The organism is Sphaerisporangium sp. NPDC049003 (assembly GCF_043197795.1).
Taxonomy (GTDB): Bacteria; Actinomycetota; Actinomycetes; order Streptosporangiales; family Streptosporangiaceae; genus Sphaerisporangium.
In genome coordinates this window covers 18,888-40,242 of sequence record NZ_JBICTU010000022.1, presented here as the reverse complement: position 1 = coordinate 40,242, position 21,355 = coordinate 18,888, and the positions used below count along the sequence as shown (strand labels likewise).

The following is a 21,355-nucleotide window of genomic DNA, read 5'->3' as shown; positions in this document are numbered from 1 at the left end:
CTTGGCGTTCTCATCGAGGAGAAAAATGCCAACGCTAGAGAACCAGACCTACCGGCTGCCGTATCGGCACGGCGTCGCTTCGAGCCGTGGTCGCTTTCCGGACGGCGCCAGCTTCCGTATCGAGATCCCCAGCGTCGAGGGCCCGAAGGTCTTCGAGGCGGCGCTGTCCGCCGCCGCGACGCACGGCGTCGTGGTGAACCGCGTCTCACAGGGGTCGGGGGCGATGCTGCTGACCACCTCCGAGCTGCGCGACATGGCCGCGATGGGCGCCGAGAACGGCGTCGAGGTGTCGCTGTTCGTGGGGCCACGCGAGTCGTTCGACGTGGGGGCCAACGCCCGTACCCCGGAGGGCGCGGGACGCGGCGGGCAACTGCGCGGAGTGCGCCAGCTCATGTACGGGGTCGAGGACGTCGTACGTGCCGTCGACGCGGGCATCCGGAGCTTCCTCATCGCCGACATCGGGCTGCTGGTCGCCCTCCGCGATCTCCAGCGGGCCGGCGACCTCACCGACGAGTGCGTGTGGAAGGTCAGCGTCTCCCTCGCCCCCTCCAACCCGGCGGCGCTGCGGGTGCTCGCGGACCTCGGGGCCTCCACGGTCAACGTCCCCTCGGACCTGACCTACGCCGACCTGGCCGACATGCGGGCGGCCACCGACCTCCCGCTCGACCTCTACCTGGAGTCGTCCGACGCTCTTGGGGGCGTCGTACGGGGCCACGAGATCGCCGATCTCGTGGCGATCGGGGCACCGCTGTACGCGAAGTTCGGCCTGCGCAACGCCAGGGACGTCTACCCGTGCGGTGAGCAACTGCTCGACGACGCCGTCCGCAACGTCCGCGCCAAGGTCCACAGGGCGGCGGTCGCCCTCGAATGGCTGGCCCGCTCCGGTAGCGACGCCGTCCAGTCGAAGCCGCACGCGGCGGGCCTCGGCCTCCCCCGCAGGGCGGCCTAGCGTGACCGCCTTCCGCGCCCTGCGGCCTGGTATGACCGCCTTCTCAGGCTTGCGGCCTGGTGTGATCGCTTTCCCGGGCTTGCGGCCTGGTGTGATCGTCGGCCGGTTCCGGTGGTGCGGGCCGTGACGCCCGGGTTGCGTAGCGCCGCGTGGTTCGACGGCGACGACGAGGTCGCCGTCGAGCACCGCGCCGCCCTCGGGTCGCTGGGGATCACCGTGTCGCCCGGCGACCCCCGGCCCGTCATCGGCATCGCCCAGTCCGTCAGCGATCTCAACCCCTGTAACGAGGGACTCCGCGACCTCGCCGAGGCGGTGAAGGAGGGCGTACGGGCGGCGGGGGGCATCCCCCTTGAGTTCCCCACCATCAGCCTGGGCGAGGACCTCATGAAGCCCACGGCCATGCTGTACCGCAACCTCATGGCCATGGACGTCGAGGAGACCCTGCGGGCCCACCCCATCGACGGGGTGGTGCTGCTGGGCAACTGCGACAAGACGATCCCCGCCCAGCTCATGGCCGCCGCCAGCGCCGATCTCCCGGCGATCCAGGTGGCCGGGGGATCCCGTCCGGTCGCGGTCTTCCGGGGCAAGCCGGTCGGCACGGGAACGGACCTGTGGCGGCACTGGGAGGAGTACCGCAACGGGCGGATGAGCCCCGAGGACTGGGCCGCGTTCGAGCGCTGCCTCAGCTGCGGCCCCGGCGCCTGCAACACCATGGGGACGGCCTCGACGATGGCCCTGCTCGCCGAGTCCCTCGGCATGTCCCTGCCGGGGACGTCCTCGATCCCGACCGGCGACCCGCGCGCCCGCCTCGGTGCCGAGCGGGCCGGACGGCGCGTCGTGGCCATGGTGGAGGAGGGGCTCCGCCCCTCGGCGGTCATGACGTCCGCCGCCTTCGACAACGCGGTCACGGTGCTCGCCGCGATCGGCGGGTCCACCAACGCCGTCATCCATCTCTGCGCGATCGCCGGTCGGCTGGGGCTGCGGATCCCCCTCGAACGGTTCCAGGAGCTGGGCCGCCGGGTGCCCGTCCTCGCCGACGTGTCGCCGTCGGGGCGGTACCTGATGGACGCCTTCGACCGGGCAGGCGGGCTGCCCGTCCTGCTCGCCGAGATCGCCGGTCACCTCGACCTCCAGACGGCGACGGTCACCGGAGGCCCGCTCAGCGGGTACGTCTCCGCCACCGGAGGGTCTCCGCGCGGCGCGATCCGGACCCTGGACTCCCCGGTCCAGGAGCGCGGCGGCATCGCCGTGCTCCGGGGCAACCTGGCCCCGGACGGCGCCGTGCTGAAGACCGCCGCCGCCAGCCCTGGGCTGTTCCGCCACCGGGGTCCGGCCGTCGTCTTCCGGGGCTGGCACGACCTGCGGCGGCGCCTGGACGATCCTGACCTGCCGCTCAGCGCGGACACGGTGCTCGTCCTGACCGGGTGCGGACCCAAGGCCGTGCCCGGGATGCCCGAATGGGGGATGATCCCGATCCCCGCGCGCCTGGCGGCGGCCGGCGTCACGGACATGGTTCGGATCAGCGACGGGCGCATGAGCGGGACGAGCTTCGGGACGTGCGTGCTCCACGTGGCGCCCGAGGCGGCGGCCGGAGGCCCGCTCGGCCTGGTCCGGGACGGGGACATGATCGAACTCGACGTGGAGGCCGGTCTGCTCCACCTCGACGTTCCCGAGGCGGAGCTGGAGGCGCGTCGTGAGCGCGCGGAACCGTTCCGCACGCCGCACCTGCGCGGCTGGCCCCGCCTCTACCAGGACCACGTGACCCAGGCGCCCGAAGGCTGCGACCTGGACTTCCTCCAGGCGCCGACCCCCGAGCACCGCCGCTTCGTGGAGCCCGTCATAGGCCGCTCCTGAACCTCGTGTGTCCTCACCCGAGTCGCACTCCCACCTGAAGCTCGTGTGTCCTCACCCGAGTCGCACTCCCACCTGAAGCTCGTGTCCTCACCCGAGTCGCACTCCCACCTGAAGCTCGTGTCCTCACCCGAGTCGCACTCCCACCTGAAGCTCGTGTGACTTCATCCGAGTCGAATCCCACCTGAAGCTCGTGTGTCCTCATTCCGAATCGCACTCCCGAAGGAAACAGCGATGCGTTCTCATGCTCCCGAGCCGGCGAGCTTCCGGGCCACGTCCCCGCTGACGGGGAAGGACGGTCCCCCGATCCACGAGGCCACTTCGGCCGAGGTCACGGCGGCCGTCGCGGCGGCCACGGACGCGTACCGGGAGCTGCGGACCTGGCGGCCGTCCCGGCTCGCGGACCTGCTGGACGCCGTGGCCGCCGCGCTGGAGGACCGCGGCGGGGAGATCGTCGCGGCGGCCCACCAGGAGACGGGCCTGCCCGTGGCCGCGCTGGAGGGAGAGTCGCTCCGCACCGTCGGCCAGCTCCGGATGTTCTCCCGCCTGGTGCTCACCGGCCGCCCGCTTGAGGCGACGATCGACCACGCCGATCCCGGCGCCGGCCCGCCCCGCCCCGACCTGCGCCGGATGAACGTGCCGCTCGGTCCCGTCGCGGTGTTCGGGGCCAGCAACTTCCCGCTCGCCTTCGGCGTGGCCGGGGGCGACACGGCGTCCGCCCTGGCCGCAGGGTGCCCCGTCGTCGTCAAGGGCCACCCGCTGCACCCGGTCACCTCGTCACTGTGCGCGGAGGCCGTGGACGCCGCACTCAAAGCCGTCGCGGCGCCCGCCGGGACGTTCGCCCTCCTCCAGGGAGGCTCCCACGCGCTCGCCAGGCACCTGGTCGCCGAGCCGGGGATCAAGGCCGTCGGCTTCACCGGATCGACGACCGGGGGGCGGGCGCTGTACGACCTCGCCGCCGCCCGGCCCGAGCCGATCCCGGTCTATGCCGAGATGGGCAGCGTGAACCCGGTGGTCGTCACCGGCTCCGCGCTGCGGGCGCGCGGCGCGCGGATCGCGAAGGAACTGGCCGCGTCGCTGCTGCTCCGTACCGGCCAGCTCTGCACCAGCCCGGGGCTGCTCTTCGTGCCCGAGGGCGAAGACGGTGACACGCTGGTGGACGAGCTGCGCCGCGAGCTGGCCGCCGGGGCGGCGGGGCCGATGCTGAGCGCGGGCATGGCCGAGGCGCTGACCACGGCCCTTGAGGAGGCGTGCGCGACGCCGGGGGTGCGCCTCGCGGCCGGGGGGCGGCGGCTGTCGGACGTCGAGGTCGAGAACACCCTGGTCGTCGCGGACGCCGGTGCTTTCCTCGCCCGGCCGTACCTGCGTGAGGAGCACTTCGGGCCCGCGTCCATCCTGGTCCGGTACGGTTCGCGGGCTCGGCTGCTGTCGATGCTGGACCTCCTGCCGGGCAGCCTGACGTTCACGCTCCACGCCGAGCCGGAGGAGGACCTCGGCGAGGTGGTGGCGCTCGCCACCGAGCGGTCCGGGCGCGTCGTCTTCAACGACTACCCGACCGGGGTCGCGGTGACCGAGGCCATGCACCACGGCGGACCGTACCCCGCGACCAGCTCAGCCGCCCACACCTCGGTGGGCACCGCCGCGATCCGCCGGTTCCTGCGGCCGGTGGCGTACCAGAACACGCCCGACGCGGTCCTGCCTGAGGCGCTGCGCGAGGGCAACCCGCTCGGGCTTCCCCGCCTCGTCGACTCCGAGTGGACACGTCAGTGACAGGGCCGGGGATGGATGCTTGACTCGGGCGCATGGAACTGGCCTTCGAGCGGCGCGGCTCCGGGCCGCCTCTGGTGTTGCTGCACGGTATAGGTCACCACTGGCAGGCCTGGGAACCCGTCCTCGACCTGCTCGCCACCTCGCGTGACGTCATCGCCGTGGACTTCCCCGGGTTCGGAGCCTCGCCTCCGCTGCCGTCCGGCGTGCCGTACAACGCCGAGACCCTCACAGACGCGGTGGAGTCCTTCTGCGCCCGCCTCGGGGTGCGCGAGCCGCACGTGGCGGGGAACTCGCTGGGCGGCTACGTCGCGCTGACGCTGGCCGCGCGGGGCGCGGTCCGGTCGGCCACCGCGCTGTCGCCCGCGGGGTTCTGGTCCGGCGCCGAGCTCTTCCTGACGCGGGCGATCCTGCGGGGCATGCGCGAGCTCACCCGGTCGCTTTCCCCGGGCCGTACGGACGCGGTGGCGAGGTCCGCGGTGGGGCGCGCGCTGTCGGTGGGGCTGATCGTCGCCCACCCCTCGCGCATGACCCCCGAAGCGGTGATCGCGGGCGGTCAGGCCCTGCGCGCCGCGGTGGGCTTCGATCAGACGCTCGCCGCGTTCTCCTCGATCGTGCCACCGGGACGGCCGAAGGCGCCGGCCACGATCGCGTGGGGAGAACACGACCGGGTGCTGCTCCGCCGGCAGGCCGTACGGGCGGCCCGGTGGTCGGAGCAGCGGGTCAAGCTGCTGAGGGGATGCGGGCACGTCCCCATGAGCGACGACCCCGGGCTGGTCGCCCGGGTGCTGCTGGAGGGCAGTTCGCGCACGTGAAAGGTGTCAGCGCTGGGTCTGGGTGTAGAGGGCGAGCATCACGATCATGAAGGTGATGACGACGCCGGTGTAGGCGACCGGGCCGAACCGCAGGGTCCGGCGGACGCGGTTCAGCGCCCAGACGAACAAGAACGCCAGGAAGACCAGCAGGATCAGTCCGCCGTTGTCCATCGCCACCGCCTCCGGGAGCCCGCTCTCTGGAACCCGCTGTCGCCGGCCCACCTGAGGACCCGGCTGTGGCCGGCCCGCCTGGGGATCCCGCGTCTCGGGAGCCTCCGCTGACCAGTATGCGGCTCATCCTCGCCCGACGCGGGAACGTGCGCCGAGCGCGCCGCGTTTTCCGGCGGCCCGGCGTGGGTTCGCGAGGTTTCGGCGGACCTGCTTTCGTGGGCGGGTGGGTCAGAAGCCGAAGGAGCGGCCGATGATCTCCTTCATGATCTCGGTGGTGCCGCCGTAGATGGTCTGGACGCGAGAGTCCATCCAGGCCTTCGCGACCGGGTACTCGGTCATGTAGCCGTAGCCGCCGTGCAGTTGCAGGCAGCGGTCGATCACCTTGTTCTGCAGCTCGGTGGTCCACCACTTCGCCTTGGCGGCGTCCACGACCGTGAGCTCCTTGGCGTTGAGCGCTCGGATGCACTTGTCCACGTAGTGGCGAGCGATCTCCACCTCGGTCGCCAGCTCGGCGACGACGAAGCGGGTGTTCTGGAAGGCGCCGATGTTCCGGCCGAAGGCCTTACGGGTCTTGCAGTACTCGATGGTGATCTCCAGCACCGCCTCCGCGGCCGCCACCGCCGCCACGGCGATCGACAGGCGCTCCTGCGGCAGGTTGTTCATGAGCTGGAAGAAGCCCTGGCCCTCCTCGTCGCCGAGCCGGTTGGCCACGGGGACGCGGACGTTCTCGAAGAACAGCTCGGCGGTGTCCTGCGCGTGCATGCCGATCTTTTCGAGGTTGCGGCCCCGGGAGAAGCCGTCCATGCCCCGCTCGACGACCAGAAGGGTGGTGCCGCGCGCCCCGGCCGCCGGATCGGTCTTGGTGACGACCACCACGAGGTCGGAGTTGATGCCGTTCGTGATGAACGTCTTCTGACCGTTGACAAGGTAGTGGTCGCCGTCGCGTACGGCCGTGGTCCTGATGCCCTGGAGGTCGCTGCCCGCGCCTGGCTCGGTCATGCCGATGGCGGTGATCAGCTCGCCCGAGGCGAAGCCGGGCAGCCAGCGCTGCTTCTGCTCGTCGTTGGTGAGATCGACCATGTACGGCGCCATGATGTCGTTGTGCAGGCCGAACCCGAGGCCGGTCGCGCCGTTCCTGATGATCTCCTCGACGATGACCGTGTTGAAGCGGAAGTCGGTGATCCCGGCCCCGCCGTACTCCTCGGGGACCGTGAAGCCGAACATGCCGATCTCGCCGGCCTTCTTCCACACCTCGCGGGGGACGATCCCGTCCTTCTCCCACTGCTCGTGGTGGGGTACGACCTCACGGGTCATGAACTCGCGCACGGTCTCACGGAAGAGCAGGTGCTCCTCCTCGAAGAGGTCTCGCTGCATTCGTTCCTCCTTGGGGGTACGCCCACCAGAATACGATTCTGGTCGTCAGCGGGGCATCTCAGGCTGGTCATGTCGCGAGCGGGGTGAACGTAACAAATCGGCTACGTTCTGTGCGGACGACTTATCCGTAAGGTCGCCATAAGAGTTGAAAGTCATACGATCTACCTTCGGCCGCTATCCAGGCCGCCGGGGGCGATCGGAGGGCGATCTTGAACGCGTGGGGATCCAAGGTCCGTAGATCGCTGGCAGCGGCGGTCCTGGGCGCCTGTACGAGCGTAGTCCTGCTCCCGGCCGCTCCTAGCGCAGCCGATACGGATCACTACATCTACACCTATACGTGTGACCCGCCAGTCGGGTCGCCCACCCAGACCCCGGCCGAAACGGTCAAAGTGGATGTATCAATCCCGAAGACCGTCGAGGTTGGAAAGCAACTCCCGCTGGCGTGGACTTTCAGTGACTCTAAGTTGATTTCAACTGCCGACTCCAAAGCCGGAGGCTCGGTACTCATCACTGCGACCGCCAGGGTGGGAGGACTGTGGCAAGGCTGGCTTGACTCACTTGGGACCAAGGACCAACCGCAACTCACGGCCGAAAAGACGAAATTGGAGTTGCCCACAGCGCTGACCGGAGCCGTTGCCACCAGCAAGGAAGGGAAGATCACGATCACTCCGGCTGAAATGGTCCTGAACTTCTCCCCGCCCGCCGGCAACACCACATACAACAACACCCACATTGCTCCTGATGGACCTATCATCGCGTACAAGGATAAATCTGGAAATTCTCCGGGTGGGTGGGAACTTTCCGATTCTAGTAAACGGCCTGGTATCGATGACATCGACGGGGATGTACACCAGACGACCCACGAAGGTGACCGGGTAACGGTCACGTTCACCGGCACCGGCCTTCAGTACATCACCGAACGGCATGCGCTGATGGGCCCTGGTGACGTGGACTTCCCTCAGTCCAAGAAACCTCTCATCTTCGATGCGTCCAAAGAGAAGGACGGGACCGCCGTACCGCAGAATATGCGCAGGACTCGGCAGGTTCTGTGGGAAGACCTCAACCTGGACTATGGGACGTATACCGCTACGTTCATCAATAAGACTGGCGCGTACATGCTGGTCGATGGCTTCACTGTGATCACGGATACCGAAAAGATTAAGCCGGAACTGTTCCAGCGGAGATGTCGTCCCTTAGTTGAGAACCCGACCATGATGACGGTCGACGTTGTGGCGAGTTCCAGCAATGGGAACGGGTCGAACGATGGAAATAACGGCAATGGACAGGTCACTGATGGAGATGATTCGGCTCGGGGGGTGATTGTGCTTTCTGGTGGGGGGCAGGGGCATGGGGCTCCTACGGCTACGGCCACCGCCACCAAGACGGCCAAGCCCACCACCACGTCCAAGGTCAGCAAGACCCCCCAGGTGCGCGTGACCCCCAAGGGCGGCGCGCACACGGGTGAGGCTCCGGCGAACCACACCTCATCGTCACTCCTGATCGGCTACGGCACCACGCTGACGCTGGGCGTCATAGGCGGTCTCGCGCTGAGACGCCGCCGGGCCGTACACGGGAGCGCTGATCGAGGAAGCCTCGGTTGAGCGGGCCGCTACCACCCGGGCACCCGTCCACGGGCGGCGAAACTGCTCCCGCCCGGAGGCGCTGGACGGCCGCTCTGCTTCCCGTGCTCCTGACCATCGGCTCCCTCGCCGGAATCGGCGTCGTGATGGCCGGTCTGCTGGCGTACCTCTCGCCCTCACAGGAGACCGGATCAGCGGCCGGGGCGGAGCCGACACCGATGATCGCCCAGATGTCTCCGGTGGACGCCGCGACGGACGCGCCCTCGGCCGACTCGCCGGCCCTTGATCCAAACACCGATCCAGCGGCGGCCGGGTCGGCGACGGTGGGCCCCGGGGGAGTCGGCGTACCCCTCGTGGAGGCCGCGACCACGGCCCCGCCACCGGCCCCCGCCACCGTGCCGGTGCGACCGCTCGGCAAGTCGGCGCCCACGAGGATCCGGATCCCGGGGATCGGCGTGGACGCGCCGCTGCGCTCCGTAGGGGTCGAGAAGAACGGCGAGATCGAGGTGCCACCGCTCAGCCGGCCCAAGCTCGCAGGGTGGTACCGGCTCGGCCCGGCCCCTGGCGAGATGGGCCCGGCGGTGATCCTCGGGCACGTGAACACCACGCGCGGCCCCGCGGTGTTCAGCCGGCTGCGCGAGCTCAAGCGCGGAGACAAGATCACGGTCGTACGTGCCGACGGCTCCACCGCGCGGTTCACGGTCGACGGCGCCGAGCAGGCGAGCAAGAACCGGTTCCCGACCAAGCGGGTGTACGGCCACGTCGACAGCCCGAGCCTGCGCCTGATCACCTGCGGCGGCGTCTTCAACCCGCGAGCGCACAGCTACACCGACAACATCATCGTGTACGCGACACTGTCGGGTTGAGGGGTCACCCCAGGCGATCTTGTAACGACGCGACGTCGATGCCTGGTCCCTCTGCGCTGAGACGCCCGGGCCTCAGCCGTACAGATCGTCGAGTCCGACCAACTCGACCTCACCCCGTCTCCCCGCCCGCACCAGATCCTCGCTGAAGCCCGCTCCCGAATAGCACGCCAGGCGGGTTTCCGAGGTGTCGTACTTGTCGTTCCTGCGGATGAGGTCGCGAATGCGCTTGAGGCGTTCGAGGTGCCCGAGCCCCATGATCTCGCCCCATTTGACCTCACCGATCGCGAGCAATGGCGGTTTGCCATCGTCCGTGTGCCCGATGACCGTGACGTCCAACTGGTTGGTGGTCCGGTTCGCTGGGTCGTTGACGGTCCCGGCGGTCACCTGGGACGGCCAGCCGCCGAAACGATCTTCCGCGAAGTGCAGCGTCCAATCGCGGCACAACCACTCGAAGTGTGGTCCCAGGACGTTTCCGGTGAACCTCTTCTTGGCGCGCTGCCAGATGCGGTCGGTGTCGATGCCGCGCATGAGTTGCGGCCAGAAGGGGCGCATGATCGCGTGGTAGAAGGTGAGCAGCGGTTCCCGGATCCGGAAGTCGGTGCGGTTCCCGCGGAAGGCGTCGGTCTCACGCGCGATCAGCCCGGCGTCCTCCAGCACCGTCAGCGGGTGGGAGAGCTCGTTGCTCTTGCGGCCCACGTATCCCGCGATCCCACCTCGCCCGCTGTTGCCTTCGGCTATGGCGCTGAGGACCGAGTGGTAGAGGGCACCGTCTCGCAGGTCCGGTTCCTCCGCGAGGAGATACCTGGCCTCCAGGAACATTGGGCTCCCGGGAGACAGAAGGGCGCGGACGACCCAGGCGTCGAAGTCGTCGAGCCCTTGGGGCGCGTCGTAACGGATCATCTCGGTACGGTAGGCGGGGGTGCCGCCGACAACGGCGTGCACGAGCAAAGCGAGCCGGGGATCGCTGAGTCCCCAGAACCGCGCGGCGAGTCGGTAGTTGAGCGTGTCCACCGGCAGGTCAAGCGACGCGCGCCCGCGCAAGGGCGCGTTGCCCGAAAGCAACCCGCCCATGAATGACATGGCCGAACCGCAAAGCAGCAGTCGAGTCCGCGAGGACGTACGTTCAACTCTGCGCGGAGAGTAGGCGCCCTGGATGATCGAGGGCAGAGCGGGATTGGCGCGTGCGAGGTAGGGAAACTCGTCGATCACGATGGGAACCGGTCGGTCCCTGCCTATCCGCAGCAGGGCATCGATCACCATGGACCAGTTGGACGGCGTGAACGGGATCAACGGATCGAGGTACTGGGTCAGTGCCGCTCCGATGAGTGCCAGCGACTCGGTGTCGGTCGCCTCCTGCGCGGAGAAGTAGAAGCCGCCGAGTTCCTGGCACAGCGACTCCAGCAGAAAGCTCTTGCCCTGGCGGCGGCGACCCGAGACCACGCCGAGTGTCGCGCCCGGCTGCTCATCGGCAGCGAACCTCACCAGCGCCGACCACTCGCGGTCACGATCGAACATGTCTGCCGGCTTCTGCATCCGCGTCCCGCCTAAGAGTTCTACAGTTATCAGAAGTGTACTTCTCTCAGCTCTTGATCTTGGTGGAGTGACCTCGAACGCGGTGACTCGCTCGCTGGGCTGAGGCGCGGTCTCGGGCCGTGCGCGGCTAGGCCTGGGGCCAGGCGGCGAGCTGGAACCATACGGACTTGCCGTGGGGGTGGAGGTTCCAGCCCCACTTGTGGGACAGGGCTTCGACGATCGCCAGCCCTCTGCCGGTCGTCTCCATGGAATCGGCGCTCCGCATATGCGGAAAGGCTATGCAGGAGTCGTACACGTCCACGGTCATCAGCCGTCCGTCACGGCAGACGGCGACGCGCACGGTGCTCGCGGCGGGAATCGTCATCGCTCCGTGAGTCAGCGCGTTCGTGACGACCTCCGAGGCGAGTAGTTCCGCGATATCCGGCACGTCGTGGGCCGCTTTCCAGTCGGCGGCGACGTCCCGTACGAAGCGACGAGCGGACGCGACGCATTTCAGGTCTCGCGGTATCCACTTCTGCCCCAGTAGGGCGACGCGATCGTCCATCCCATGGTGGTATTCGGATGGTGCTACGTGACTCCCCATGGCCCCAGTCATGATCTCTCTCCTTGCTGCGTATTTCGCATGCCAAGGGTGGCAAGATGGGGCTACTCTCGGTAGGCGAACGGTTACTAATAGGCAGCTTTGAACGTCAGGCTGTGTTCGTTGAACCTCGGCGATTGGGGCACCATGGTCGATCAGTTCACACCCCAGGCGATCTGGGGCAGAGAGCTCCGCCACTACCGGCAGGCGGCGGGCCTCACACAAGCTCAGCTAGCCCAGAAGATCCACTTCAGCGAGGGGCTGATCAGCGGCGTGGAGACCGGCCAACTCCCGGCCAGCCCCGAGTTCGCCCAGTCCTGCGACACCACCCTCACAACGGGCGGCGCCCTCCACCGCCTCCTCGACTGGAGACGCGGCCAGGTCTTCCCGTCTTGGTTCGGAAAGTGGCGTGACAAAGAGCAAGCCGCGACGGTGCTTCGTGCCTACGAACCGATCTTGATTCCGGGTCTGCTGCAAACTCCTGAGTACGCCACGGAAGTGCTGTACGGAGACCAATCTGCCGTGCAGGCTCGTATGGAACGCCAGGAAATGCTCACCCGCACGGACCCTCCGTCCCCCTTGCTGCGCTGCGTGATCGATGAGGCGGTGTTGCATCGGCTGATCGGAACTCCAGAGATCATGCGTCAGCAGCTAGAACACCTTGCCTCGATCATCACGTCGCGCGTCAGTGTCCAAGTGGTGCCTCTAGGTGGCATGAGAGCGGGCCTTGAGGCGGGATTCATAATCGCTACCCTCGAAGGCGCGAGCGAGATAGCTTATTTGGAAACCGCAGTACGTGGACTGGTCACTACTGAACGCGACGACCTGGCGGCGGTCGTAGAGAGATTCGAGGCCATCCGCATCGAGGCGTTGCCACTGCGCATGTCGATAGACCTCATCAAGAGAACGGCAGAGGAACGATGGACCTGAGTAACGCCACGTGGCGAAAGTCCAGCTATACGGGAAGCAACGGTGGAAACTGCGTTGAGGTCGCGGAGTTCACGGGTGTCACAGATGGCCCCGGCGACACTGAGCTGATCGCTGTACGTGACTCCAAGAACCCGGACGGCCCCAAGCTGTTCTTCACCCCCGCCGAGTGGGACGCCTTCGTCAACGGCGTGAAGGCCAACGAGTTCGATCGCAGTTAGGACGTCCGATGGACTTGAGCAAGGCACGATGGCGTAAGTCGAGCTTCAGCGGCAACAACGGTGGCGACTGCGTCGAAGTGGCTGATCTGTCAGGCCGCGCGGATGAGTGGGGCCATGAGTTCGGGCCGGTCGAGCTGATCGCCGTACGAGACTCGAAGAATCCCGACGGTCCGAAGCTGTTCTTCGTGCCGGACGAGTGGGCTGCCTTCCTCAACGGGGTGAAGGTCGGCGAGTTCGAGCGCGAGTAGCCGTAGCTGACGTTCGAGCCGCCCGCTTGGGGCGGCTCGAACCGTTCCGAGGCGTCAGGCGCGGGTTCACCTACGTCAAGGACACCCAGTACACACCGACGGCTCGGATGGCCGAACGGACGTACGGGGCGACCGGCCTACGCCGACCGGGAAATGGAGAGGACGATTGGATTGGGAGAGCGGCAGCGATCTCATCGGGTGTGACGATCCTGGGGAGGTCGAGGCCGCGTTCGAGCGGGTAGAGCGGTTTGTCGGGATCGCAGTCATGGGGCTGGCCTTGTGCGTCCCGGATGCCGGGGTCGTCGAGCCGCTGGTCGTGCGGGCCTTGCGGTCCGACCGTGTGCGGGTTCGCCTGGAGGGGTTGACCGCTCTGAGCCACATGGTCCGGATCACGGGTGAGGTCGACCAGTCGACACTCAAGCTCCTTCGCTCGCTGATGCGGAGTCCCGACCCGGAAGTCAAGGAGCACGCCGGCAGGGTCGCGAGGGACGTCTGGATCTTCGTCCCGCACTTCCGGCTACCGGCCTGGTTATGGGTCCGGGCAACGGTCCGTGCGCTGCGCTGGTGGTTGGTGAATCGATGGTGGGGCATCACGGGGAAGTACAAATGACGTGCTGAGCACTGATTGGGCAACCGCATGGGGATGACTACGTAGTTTGCCGGCTTCTGGACTGTGCCTACGAGGCCCGCCTGCTTGGGTCGGCTGGGTGACTCCGTCTCGCTGAGGTTTCTACCTGATCATCTTGTTCGTCATCCGGTACGGCATGGCGTGGACGCCCGAGGCGCTCGGGTGGGCGTCGGGCGTGATCTTGGCAATCGCATCCTCGCAGATCAGGTGCTCCTTCTTAATTTAAACGATCTTCAAGACCCACAAAGCGGTGAATAGCTGAGGTCGGTGTATGGGTGTATTCGCGGGCCAGCGAACGGGGGTCGGGTGGTTGCGATGAGTCACTGTCTGAGGCCTGAAAACGGACGCAAGGCTACTGTGGCCACATCGGCGTGTACGCAGAGCTATCGGTGGTCGGCTGTCGTGAATGATCTGACAAATTAAGTTAGCTGATCCGCATGTCGCTGACCTGCGGTTATGCCTCCAAGAGGTGATGGGAACCACCAAACCACAGCGAGCTGGGACGAAGCCTCCGTAGGATCTCTACTGAACTGTGACCAGAGACTGGGATCCTGATACGCCTGGCAAACCGGTCAACGCCGCTGAAATGGAGATATACGTGCTGAAGTCACAGGCACGCCGTCGCATCGCCGTCCAGGCAGCCGCAGCCGGAGTCCTCAGCGCGGGTGTGGCGCTTGGTGCGCTCCCCATGATCGGTGCCATGGCTGAACAGAAGACTGTCGCCTTCACGTGCGTGCCTTCCAGCTCCGTCGGGGAGGCGAGTGCTACCTACAACCTGTCAATTGATCTCACGGCGTCGCCTGTCCAGGTCGCACCAAACAAGCCGATCGTCCTGACCTGGAAAATCACACAACCATCGGGGACTGGTGCGACTCCGCTGCCAGCCATCTCAGTTATCGCTGTCACGGACAAAGTCGTCGTGGTCCCGACTCTGATCGCCAGCCCTTTCCCGAGCCCTGTATCCCTCCAGGGGCAGACGTTCACTCCTAGCGCTGTCCTGTCTCCGGCTACGTCGGCGACTCTGGGAAGCCCAATCCCGTTCCCTCTGACCGGAGCCGTAGCGACCATCACTCCTTCAGCGACTGGCACCTTCAGTGTGACTGAGGCCGGCTTCTCTCTTTATGTCACGACAGCGACAAACACCGCGCTTGGAACAGCGTGGTATAGCTGCACCCCCACAGGTATCGGAGCAAGCGCGGCCTCAACGGTTTCTGTGACTGTGGCGACGGCCTCGCCATCTCCTACCCCGACGGACACGGACACGGACACGTCGCCCACGCCGACGCTGACCCCCACTACGTCAAAGACCCCCAAGCCGACCCACACCGTCTATGAGACGGTGACCAACAAGCCGTCGCAGCAGGTGACCAAGAAGCCGGGCGGCGGAGCGGCTACCGGTGGTGGTGGGGACGCGGGGCCTGATGGGCGTACGTTCGTGCTGGTCGGGACGGTTCTGGTGTTCGGGGCCGGAGTGGGCGGGCTGATGATGCGCCGCCGGCGTCCGAACCGGGGCTGATCGGGGGTCCGGGGTGACGATGCCGCCCGAGTATCCGCCGTCCGAGGGCCAAGACGGATATCCACAGCCTGTGCACGGACAGCCGTACATGCAGCCGGTCTACTACCAGTACCCCCAGCCGGGCGGTCAGTGGCAGCAACCGGAGCCGCAGGTCGACCGTGGGCAGATCATGCGGGCGGTTCTCATCCTGGCCGCCGTCGCCGGGGTGGTCACGGTGGTCGTCGGGCTGCTGTTCATGGCCGGCGCGCCCGAGGAGTACGGCCTGACCGACGCCCGTACGTCACTAAAGATCGCGCAGCCGCCCGCCGGGCCGGCCTTCGCGCCGTCGGTCGGACCGGGCGGCCCCGGACAGCCGCTGACCCAGGCGGACCCGACGGCGCCGCCCCCCGTGCCCTCGCTCCCGCCCGCGCCCGCGATGCAGCCGTCCACCCCGAAGCGGCTCATCATCAAGAAGCTCGGCATCGACGCGCCCATCAAACCGGTCGGCACCGACAAGAAGGGCGCGATCGAGACCCCGCCGATCAACAACCCCAACCTGGTCGGCTGGTACCAGTTCGGCCCGACGCCGGGCCAGGCGGGGCCGGCCGTGGTGCTCGGCCACAAGGACACGACCACGCGCGCCGCCGTGTTCGAACGGCTTCACGAGCTCCAGAACGGCGACACGATCGAGGTCACCCGCATGGACGGCACGATCGCGATCTTCACCGTGGGCGGTGTCGAGCAGGCGGACAAGCAGACGTTCCCGACCAACCGCGTGTACGGCAACGCCGAAGCGGCGGAACTGCGCCTGATCACGTGTGGCGGCACCTACAACCGCTCGACCGGCCACTACGTGGACAACGTCATCGTCTACGCGAGGATGACCAGCACGAGCAAGGGCTCCTCTCGCCGCTGAACGGTCCTTCCTGCGACCCCACCGGGCCGTGACACGACTCTCCCATTCACGGAGGATTATTCTGTTGTAACCTCGTATAGACCGAACATTGCTCGGTTTCATGCGGGACGGAACCCAGGAGGCACTGTGGCAGAGGCTTACATCGTCGGGGCGGTCCGTACCCCGGTCGGAAAGAAAAAGGGCGGTCTGTCCACCGTCCATCCCACTGACCTCGCAGCCCACGCCCTCAAGGCCCTGGTGGACCGTACGGGCGTGGACCCCTCGGCGGTCGAAGACGTGATCATGGGCTGCGTCATGCAGTTCGGCCCGCAGAGCATGGACATCGCGCGCAACGCGTGGCTTTCGGCGGGTCTGCCGGAGACCGTGGCCGGCGTGACGATCGACCGGCAGTGCGGCTCGTCGCAGCAGTCGATCCACTTCGCGGCCCAGGGCGTCATGTCCGGCACCCAGGATCTGGTGGTGGCGGCGGGCGTCGAGTCGATGAGCATCGTCCCCATGGGGTCGAGCATCACCGCCGCGCTGGAGAAGGGCATGCCCTTCCCCTTCGGCGAGAAGTGGGTCGAGCGGTACGGCAAGCAGGAGATCTCCCAGTTCCGCGGCGCGGAGCTGATGTGCGAGAAGTGGGGCCTCAAGCGCGACGAGCTTGAGCGGTTCGCGTACGAGAGCCACCAGCGCGCCGCCAAGGCCGTCGCCAACGGCTACTTCAGGGACCAGATCGCCCCGATCAACGGAGTCGAGGACGACGAGGGCCCCCGGCCGGACACCACGCTGGAGAAGATGGCCGGCCTGAAGACGCTGCGCGACGGCGGGCAGATCACGGCGGCCACGTCCTCGCAGATCTCCGACGGCTCGGGTGCGGTGCTGATCGCGTCCGAGCAGGCGGTCAGGGACCACGGCCTGACGCCGAGGGCGCGCATCGTCACCCTCGCGCTGACCGGCGACGACCCCGTCTACATGCTCACCGCGCCGATTCCCGCGACGCGCAAGGCGCTGGACAAGGCCGGGCTGTCGATCGACGACATCGACGCGATCGAGATCAACGAGGCGTTCGCCCCGGTGCCGCTGGCCTGGCTCAAGGAGATCGGCGCCGACCCGGCCAGGACCAACCCGAACGGCGGGGCCATCGCCCTCGGTCACCCGCTCGGCGGCACCGGCGCCATCCTCATGACCAAGCTGCTCCACGAGCTGGAGCGCACGGGCGGCCGGTACGGCCTGCAGACGATGTGCGAGGGCGGCGGCCAGGCCAACGTCACCATCATCGAGCGCCTCTGACCACTGGCTTCGGCGTTGGGGGACGGCGGTGCCCCGCCCCGGGAAGGTGGGGCGGGGCACCGCCGTCTCTCGCGGTGTCCCCAAGGCTCGGGGACACCTTGGTGAGCCGGTCAGCGACCCTTCGGCTGGCGCCGAGGCGGCGTCACACGCCGTACGGGCGCGGGCGGCACCGGGATCCGGCGCGGGGCCGGAGGCAGCTGCCGCTCGGGCTGGGGAGAGCCCTGGATGGCGCCCGGCTGGATGACCGGCTGCGGAAAGCCCGCTTGGAGCCCCGGCAGGGAGAAGCCGGGCTCCGGAAGTGATGCCGTGGTGTCCTCGGTGGACCGCTTCGCCTGATCGGCCTTGGCGGCCTTGTTTCGGCCTGAACGTGCACGCATGGAAGTCTCCTCGCAGATGACGACGCGGCAGGGAACTCATGCCGGTCGGGAGCCTCAGCCGCCGCGTCTAGATGGACGGGACCAGAGAGCTGAGAGGCGGCGGATCAGTCACAACGGACTGATCGACGCGGGCATCAGGAGAAAATGCGCATGCCTCGAAGGTACGAGCCTCACTCCACCCGGCACAACTCATTTATCGAGTGGGGTCACCAGCGGGCGGCCGTGTCGGGGAGCTCTACGCGGACCACGGTGCCTCTGCCTGGGAGGGAGCGCAGGGTCGCCTGGCCGCCGTGGGCGGTGGCGATGGCCTGGACGATCGCCAGGCCGAGCCCGCTGCCGTCTCCGGGGGAGGCATGGTGGAACCGGTCGAAGGCCAGCGCCGCGTTCTCCGGGGACATGCCCGGCCCGTCGTCCGCCACCTCCAGGACCACCGGAGGCGCCAGCCGTACCGTGACCGAGGTGCCTCGGGGGGTGTGCGCGCGGACGTTGCCGAGCAGGTTGACCAGCACCTGGCGGATCCTGGCCTCGTCGACGACGGCGACCGTCTTGTCCGGCGCCTCCACGGTCACCGGATGATCGGGGTTGAGCGCGATGAAGTCGTCGGCCACCTCCATGGCCACCGCCGTCAGGTCGACGGGCGCCATGGCGAGCGGCGTGCCCTTGTCGAGGCGGGCCAGCTCCAGCAGCTCGGAGACCAGGCGCGTCATCCGCGTCGCCTCGTCCTCGATGCGCCGCATGACCTGCGGCACCTCTTCGTCCGGTATCGCCCCCTGCCTGTACAGCTCCGCGTACCCGTGGATCGTGGTCAGGGGGTTGCGCAGCTCGTGGGAGGCGTCGGCGGCGAACCGGCGCACCCGTTCCTCGGACGCCCAGCGGGCCGCGAACGCGTCCTGGATCCGGGTCAGCATGAGGTTGATCGTCGAGCCGAGGCGCCCGGCCTCGGACTTGCCCTCGGGCATGCGCGCGGAAAGGTCCCCGCCCTCGGCGACGAGTCGCGCGGTGCTCGCCATCCGTGACAGCGGAGCGAGCCCCTTGCCGATCAGGGACCTTCCGAGCAGGACGAGCAGGGCCAGGAGCACGGCCGCGGTGAGGATCTCGGTGATGACCAGGCGCCGTATCGACTCTCTGACCTCGTCGAGCGGCACCGCGACGACCACGATGCGGTCGCCCACGGTCATCCGGGCCGCCGCCGCCCTGAGACGGTCGGTGAGGGTGAACGCCTTCCCGGCGTCCGCCAGGGGCCCGAGCGTGGCGGCGCCCATCCTCTCCAGCGTCGCGGGGACGCTCGCGGCCTCCGGGTCGTCCCCGGATACCAGCTTTCCTCGCGCCGTGGTGAGGTTGAGCACGGCCACCGCGTACGTCGGGCTGGCGTTCACGAGCGCCATGTTGGACGCCCGTACGAGCCGTGCGGCGGAGACCTGCGCGGTGGCGGTGAGCGTCGCGTCCGTACGGTCGAGCATGTGCCCGTGGAGCACGACCACGCTGACGAGGGACAGCGCGGCGAGGCCGACGGCCGTGACGGACAGCAGGCCGGCGAGGAGTCGTCCGCTGAGCGTCATGGAAGGACCGTAGCGCCGGGCGTCATCGAAGCGCTCAGCGGTGCCCGGCGTCGGAGGGGCGCAGGGCGTACCCCACGCCGCGCTGGGTGTGGATCAGCGGCGGCCCGAGGGGGTCGAGTTTGCGCCGCAGGTAGGAGATGTAGGTCTCCACGACCTGGGATTGCGTGCCGAAGCCCCACACGTTCTCAAGGAGCTGGGCCTTGGTGAGGACCTGGCCGGGGTGCCGCATCAGGAAGGCCAGGAGCCGGAACTCGGTGGGCGACAGCTCGACCGGCGTGCCTCCCCGCCGGACTTCCCAGCGGGCCTCGTCGAGCTCCAGGTCGGCCACGGTCAGCACCGCCTGGTCGGCGGCGACCAGGGCCGCGTCCGCGCTGGACTCGCCGCGCCTGCTGCGCCTCAGCACGGCCCGAGCCCGCGCGACCAGCGCCTCCACCAGGAACGGCTTGGTGACGTAGTCGTCGCCGCCGAGCGTGAGGCCGTGCACGGTGTCCGCCGGGGCGTCGCGCGCCGTCAGGAAGATGACCGGTACTTCGTCCCCTTGGGCGCGCAGCCGCCGGCACAGCTCGAACCCGTCCAGATCGGGAAGCATCACGTCCAGCACGAGGAGGTCGGGGGCTCCCGACCGCACGAGCTCCAGCGCCTCGTAGCCGCGCGAGGCGCTCACCACCTCGAACCCGTGGAACCGGAGCGCGACGCCCACCAGATCGCGGATGTTGCGCTCGTCGTCGACGACGAGGACCCGTGGCTTGTCTGTCTGGTCGCTCATGCGTCCTTCGATCACTACTTGGAGCGTTTGGGGACTACCACTCCCTGCGCGGTGCGGGCGTCGCCGTCCGGCCGTCCCAGGACGAAGACCGTATCGCCCGTCGCGACCGCCGACGAAGTGGATTTGGCGCCATTCTTCCGGATTTTGGTGTCCGAGTTCACCGTCCAGGTCCAGCTCACGCCGTCGGCGCTCTTGACGGTGAGCGAGGTGGCGGAGGCGGTGGTCACGGCGCCGCGCTGCCAGGTGTAGGTGGCGAAGTCCCCACGCGCGCGGACGGTGGCCTCCCCGTGGACGCCGACGAGGCTACGGCGGACCCCGATGCGCAGCTTGGGGTCGCCCTTCGGCGCCGCGGTGAGAGCGACGGCCTCGTCCGCAGCGGAGTCGGCGGAGTCGGCGGACAGCAACTCGTACGGGACGCCCGCGGGCGCGGCCTGGCGCGCCACGGCGACGCCACCGAGGGCTCCCACGGTCAGCGCACCGGCCAGCGCACTGCCGATCACTGCTTTGGATACGTTTGTCATGTCCCCAGATCACCTCCCCGGGCTAGGAGAAGTGACAGGAAACCCTGAGATATCCCGGTGAACCACGATCCACCGGGCACCGCGACGCCTAGCCGGGGACGCGGGCCACGCAGAAGACGGTCTGGCCGAACGGCGGCCGGACGAATCGCTCGATGAACCTCGTGGTCGGGACCACCGTGCGGTCGTAGATCTTGACCAGGCGCGGGTCGGGGTAGCCGACGCCGCCGCGGCGCACGGCCGCCCACCAGGCGATGCCGCCCAGGAAGTTGATCGGCTTGAGCACGTCGGCCTTCAGCCCCGCCTCGGCGACGGTCTTGCCGAGGGTGGTGGGGGTGTAGCGGGTGACGTGCCCGACCTTGCGGTCGAAGTCCCCATAAAGCTGCATGTAGCCGGGCACCCAGATGATGATCCGGCCGCCGGGCTGGGTGACCCTGGCCAGGGAGCGGAGCGCCTCGACGTCCTCCTCGATGTGCTCAAGGACGTTCATCAGGACCACGGTGTCGACCGGGTCGGCGAGCGGGATGTCGGTGGGGAGGCCGAACTGGAGCACGTCGATGTCGTCGCGGCCCTCGAAGCGCTTGCCGAGCTGCTCGACGCAGTAGGGGTCGAAGTCGCTGACCACGAGCCGGTCGAGACGCGGCAGGAACTGCTCGGCGAAGTGGCCGAGACCCGACCCGATCTCCAGCATCGACCTGCCGACGTGCGGGGCGACCATGTCGAACTCGTACTGCCGGTAGTTCTTGGCCTCGTCGCCACCGAGGTGGTTCTCCAAGGCCTCGTCACCGGCCGCCGGTTGCACCACGCGGTCATACCCAGACATGCGTTCCCGCCCAGCTTCTCTCACTCAAAAACCGCGGCCCCACGGGGGACCACGGCCACGGATGGGCTCCGAGTCTAGCTGTCCCGCTCCGCGAGGGTTCCAACTTCCCCGCGAGCCGG

General features: G+C 68.2%; 22 protein-coding genes. 13 read left to right on the top strand and 9 right to left on the bottom strand.

All coding sequences use genetic code 11. The features are described 5' to 3' along the window. The first annotated feature begins 25 nt into the window (after positions 1-25). The 4 genes from ACGFIV_RS23725 (at position 26) to ACGFIV_RS23710 (ending at position 5,382) form a co-directional block, all read left to right on the top strand. Positions 26-949, top strand: a complete 924-nt coding sequence (locus ACGFIV_RS23725) for a hypothetical protein (RefSeq protein ID WP_392837695.1) — start codon at positions 26-28, stop codon at positions 947-949. Between the two features lie 123 nt (positions 950-1,072). Next, positions 1,073-2,803 carry a dihydroxy-acid dehydratase gene (locus ACGFIV_RS23720; protein ID WP_392837693.1) on the top strand — a complete coding sequence of 577 codons (1,731 nt, stop codon included), beginning with the start codon at positions 1,073-1,075 and terminating at the stop codon, positions 2,801-2,803. Between the two features lie 231 nt (positions 2,804-3,034). Beyond that, positions 3,035-4,570 (top strand): aldehyde dehydrogenase (NADP(+)), encoded by a 1,536-nt coding sequence (locus ACGFIV_RS23715; protein WP_358545940.1) that lies wholly within the window; start codon positions 3,035-3,037, stop codon positions 4,568-4,570. A gap of 32 nt (positions 4,571-4,602) precedes the next feature. Next, positions 4,603-5,382, top strand: a complete 780-nt coding sequence (locus ACGFIV_RS23710) for an alpha/beta fold hydrolase (RefSeq protein ID WP_358545942.1) — start codon at positions 4,603-4,605, stop codon at positions 5,380-5,382. A 6-nt stretch (positions 5,383-5,388) separates the two neighbouring features. Here ACGFIV_RS23710 and ACGFIV_RS23705 read toward each other — a convergent pair whose 3' ends face one another. Together ACGFIV_RS23705 and ACGFIV_RS23700 are read right to left on the bottom strand one after the other, a co-directional pair. Further along, on the bottom strand, positions 5,389-5,553 hold the full coding sequence (locus ACGFIV_RS23705) for a hypothetical protein (RefSeq protein WP_358545944.1): 165 nt from the start codon (positions 5,551-5,553) through the stop codon (positions 5,389-5,391). Positions 5,554-5,781: 228 nt separating this feature from the next. Next, the gene (locus ACGFIV_RS23700; protein WP_358545947.1) at positions 5,782-6,927 is read right to left on the bottom strand and encodes an acyl-CoA dehydrogenase family protein; all 1,146 of its coding nucleotides are present in this window, start codon (positions 6,925-6,927) and stop codon (positions 5,782-5,784) included. Positions 6,928-7,136: 209 nt separating this feature from the next. Between ACGFIV_RS23700 and ACGFIV_RS23695 the strand changes: the two genes are divergently transcribed. Beyond that, the gene (locus ACGFIV_RS23695) at positions 7,137-8,528 is read left to right on the top strand and encodes a hypothetical protein (RefSeq protein ID WP_392837690.1); all 1,392 of its coding nucleotides are present in this window, start codon (positions 7,137-7,139) and stop codon (positions 8,526-8,528) included. Then, entirely contained in the window at positions 8,525-9,373 is an 849-nt protein-coding gene (locus ACGFIV_RS23690) for a class F sortase (protein WP_392837688.1), read from the top strand. The genes ACGFIV_RS23695 and ACGFIV_RS23690 overlap by 4 nt, the downstream gene beginning before the upstream one ends. A 72-nt stretch (positions 9,374-9,445) precedes the next feature. Here the strand turns inward: ACGFIV_RS23690 and ACGFIV_RS23685 are convergent, their stop codons facing one another. Next, entirely contained in the window at positions 9,446-10,888 is a 1,443-nt protein-coding gene (locus ACGFIV_RS23685) for an ATP-binding protein (RefSeq protein WP_358545954.1), read from the bottom strand. Between the two features lie 145 nt (positions 10,889-11,033). Next, positions 11,034-11,450: an ATP-binding protein gene (locus ACGFIV_RS23680; protein WP_392837686.1), complete on the bottom strand. Its 417-nt coding sequence runs from the start codon at positions 11,448-11,450 to the stop codon at positions 11,034-11,036. Between the two features lie 159 nt (positions 11,451-11,609). On the opposite strand from ACGFIV_RS23680, the gene ACGFIV_RS23675 reads away from it, so the two are divergent. The 7 genes from ACGFIV_RS23675 to ACGFIV_RS23645 all read left to right on the top strand — a co-directional run bounded on the left by ACGFIV_RS23675 (position 11,610) and on the right by ACGFIV_RS23645 (position 17,193). Beyond that, on the top strand, positions 11,610-12,416 hold the full coding sequence (locus ACGFIV_RS23675) for a Scr1 family TA system antitoxin-like transcriptional regulator (RefSeq protein WP_392837684.1): 807 nt from the start codon (positions 11,610-11,612) through the stop codon (positions 12,414-12,416). Continuing rightward, positions 12,407-12,634, top strand: coding sequence for a DUF397 domain-containing protein (locus tag ACGFIV_RS23670; RefSeq protein WP_392837682.1), 228 nt, complete (start codon positions 12,407-12,409; stop codon positions 12,632-12,634). Before ACGFIV_RS23675 ends, ACGFIV_RS23670 begins: the two co-directional genes overlap by 10 nt. 8 nt (positions 12,635-12,642) lie before the next feature. Further along, on the top strand, positions 12,643-12,882 hold the full coding sequence (locus ACGFIV_RS23665; protein WP_392837680.1) for a DUF397 domain-containing protein: 240 nt from the start codon (positions 12,643-12,645) through the stop codon (positions 12,880-12,882). Positions 12,883-13,147: 265 nt separating this feature from the next. Further along, on the top strand, positions 13,148-13,492 hold the full coding sequence (locus tag ACGFIV_RS23660) for a hypothetical protein (protein WP_358545965.1): 345 nt from the start codon (positions 13,148-13,150) through the stop codon (positions 13,490-13,492). A 1,357-nt stretch (positions 13,493-14,849) separates the two neighbouring features. Beyond that, positions 14,850-15,026, top strand: a complete 177-nt coding sequence (locus ACGFIV_RS23655; protein WP_392837678.1) for a hypothetical protein — start codon at positions 14,850-14,852, stop codon at positions 15,024-15,026. A 70-nt stretch (positions 15,027-15,096) separates the two neighbouring features. Further along, complete coding sequence (locus ACGFIV_RS23650) at positions 15,097-15,921, top strand: class F sortase (RefSeq protein WP_392837676.1); 825 nt, start codon at positions 15,097-15,099, stop codon at positions 15,919-15,921. A gap of 126 nt (positions 15,922-16,047) precedes the next feature. After that, positions 16,048-17,193 (top strand): acetyl-CoA C-acetyltransferase, encoded by a 1,146-nt coding sequence (locus ACGFIV_RS23645; RefSeq protein WP_358545973.1) that lies wholly within the window; start codon positions 16,048-16,050, stop codon positions 17,191-17,193. Between the two features lie 110 nt (positions 17,194-17,303). On the opposite strand, the gene ACGFIV_RS23640 is transcribed toward ACGFIV_RS23645, so the two are convergent. The 5 genes from ACGFIV_RS23640 to ACGFIV_RS23620 all read right to left on the bottom strand — a co-directional run bounded on the left by ACGFIV_RS23640 (position 17,304) and on the right by ACGFIV_RS23620 (position 21,236). Beyond that, positions 17,304-17,570: a hypothetical protein gene (locus ACGFIV_RS23640; protein ID WP_358545975.1), complete on the bottom strand. Its 267-nt coding sequence runs from the start codon at positions 17,568-17,570 to the stop codon at positions 17,304-17,306. A gap of 206 nt (positions 17,571-17,776) precedes the next feature. Then, a complete protein-coding gene (locus tag ACGFIV_RS23635) occupies positions 17,777-19,129 on the bottom strand; it encodes a HAMP domain-containing sensor histidine kinase (protein WP_358545977.1) in 1,353 nt (450 codons plus the stop codon). A 34-nt stretch (positions 19,130-19,163) separates the two neighbouring features. Then, complete coding sequence (locus tag ACGFIV_RS23630) at positions 19,164-19,895, bottom strand: response regulator transcription factor (protein WP_358545979.1); 732 nt, start codon at positions 19,893-19,895, stop codon at positions 19,164-19,166. A gap of 14 nt (positions 19,896-19,909) precedes the next feature. Continuing rightward, positions 19,910-20,416 (bottom strand): hypothetical protein, encoded by a 507-nt coding sequence (locus ACGFIV_RS23625; RefSeq protein WP_358545982.1) that lies wholly within the window; start codon positions 20,414-20,416, stop codon positions 19,910-19,912. Positions 20,417-20,504: 88 nt separating this feature from the next. After that, positions 20,505-21,236, bottom strand: coding sequence for a class I SAM-dependent methyltransferase (locus ACGFIV_RS23620; RefSeq protein ID WP_358545984.1), 732 nt, complete (start codon positions 21,234-21,236; stop codon positions 20,505-20,507). Positions 21,237-21,355 lie beyond the last annotated feature (119 nt).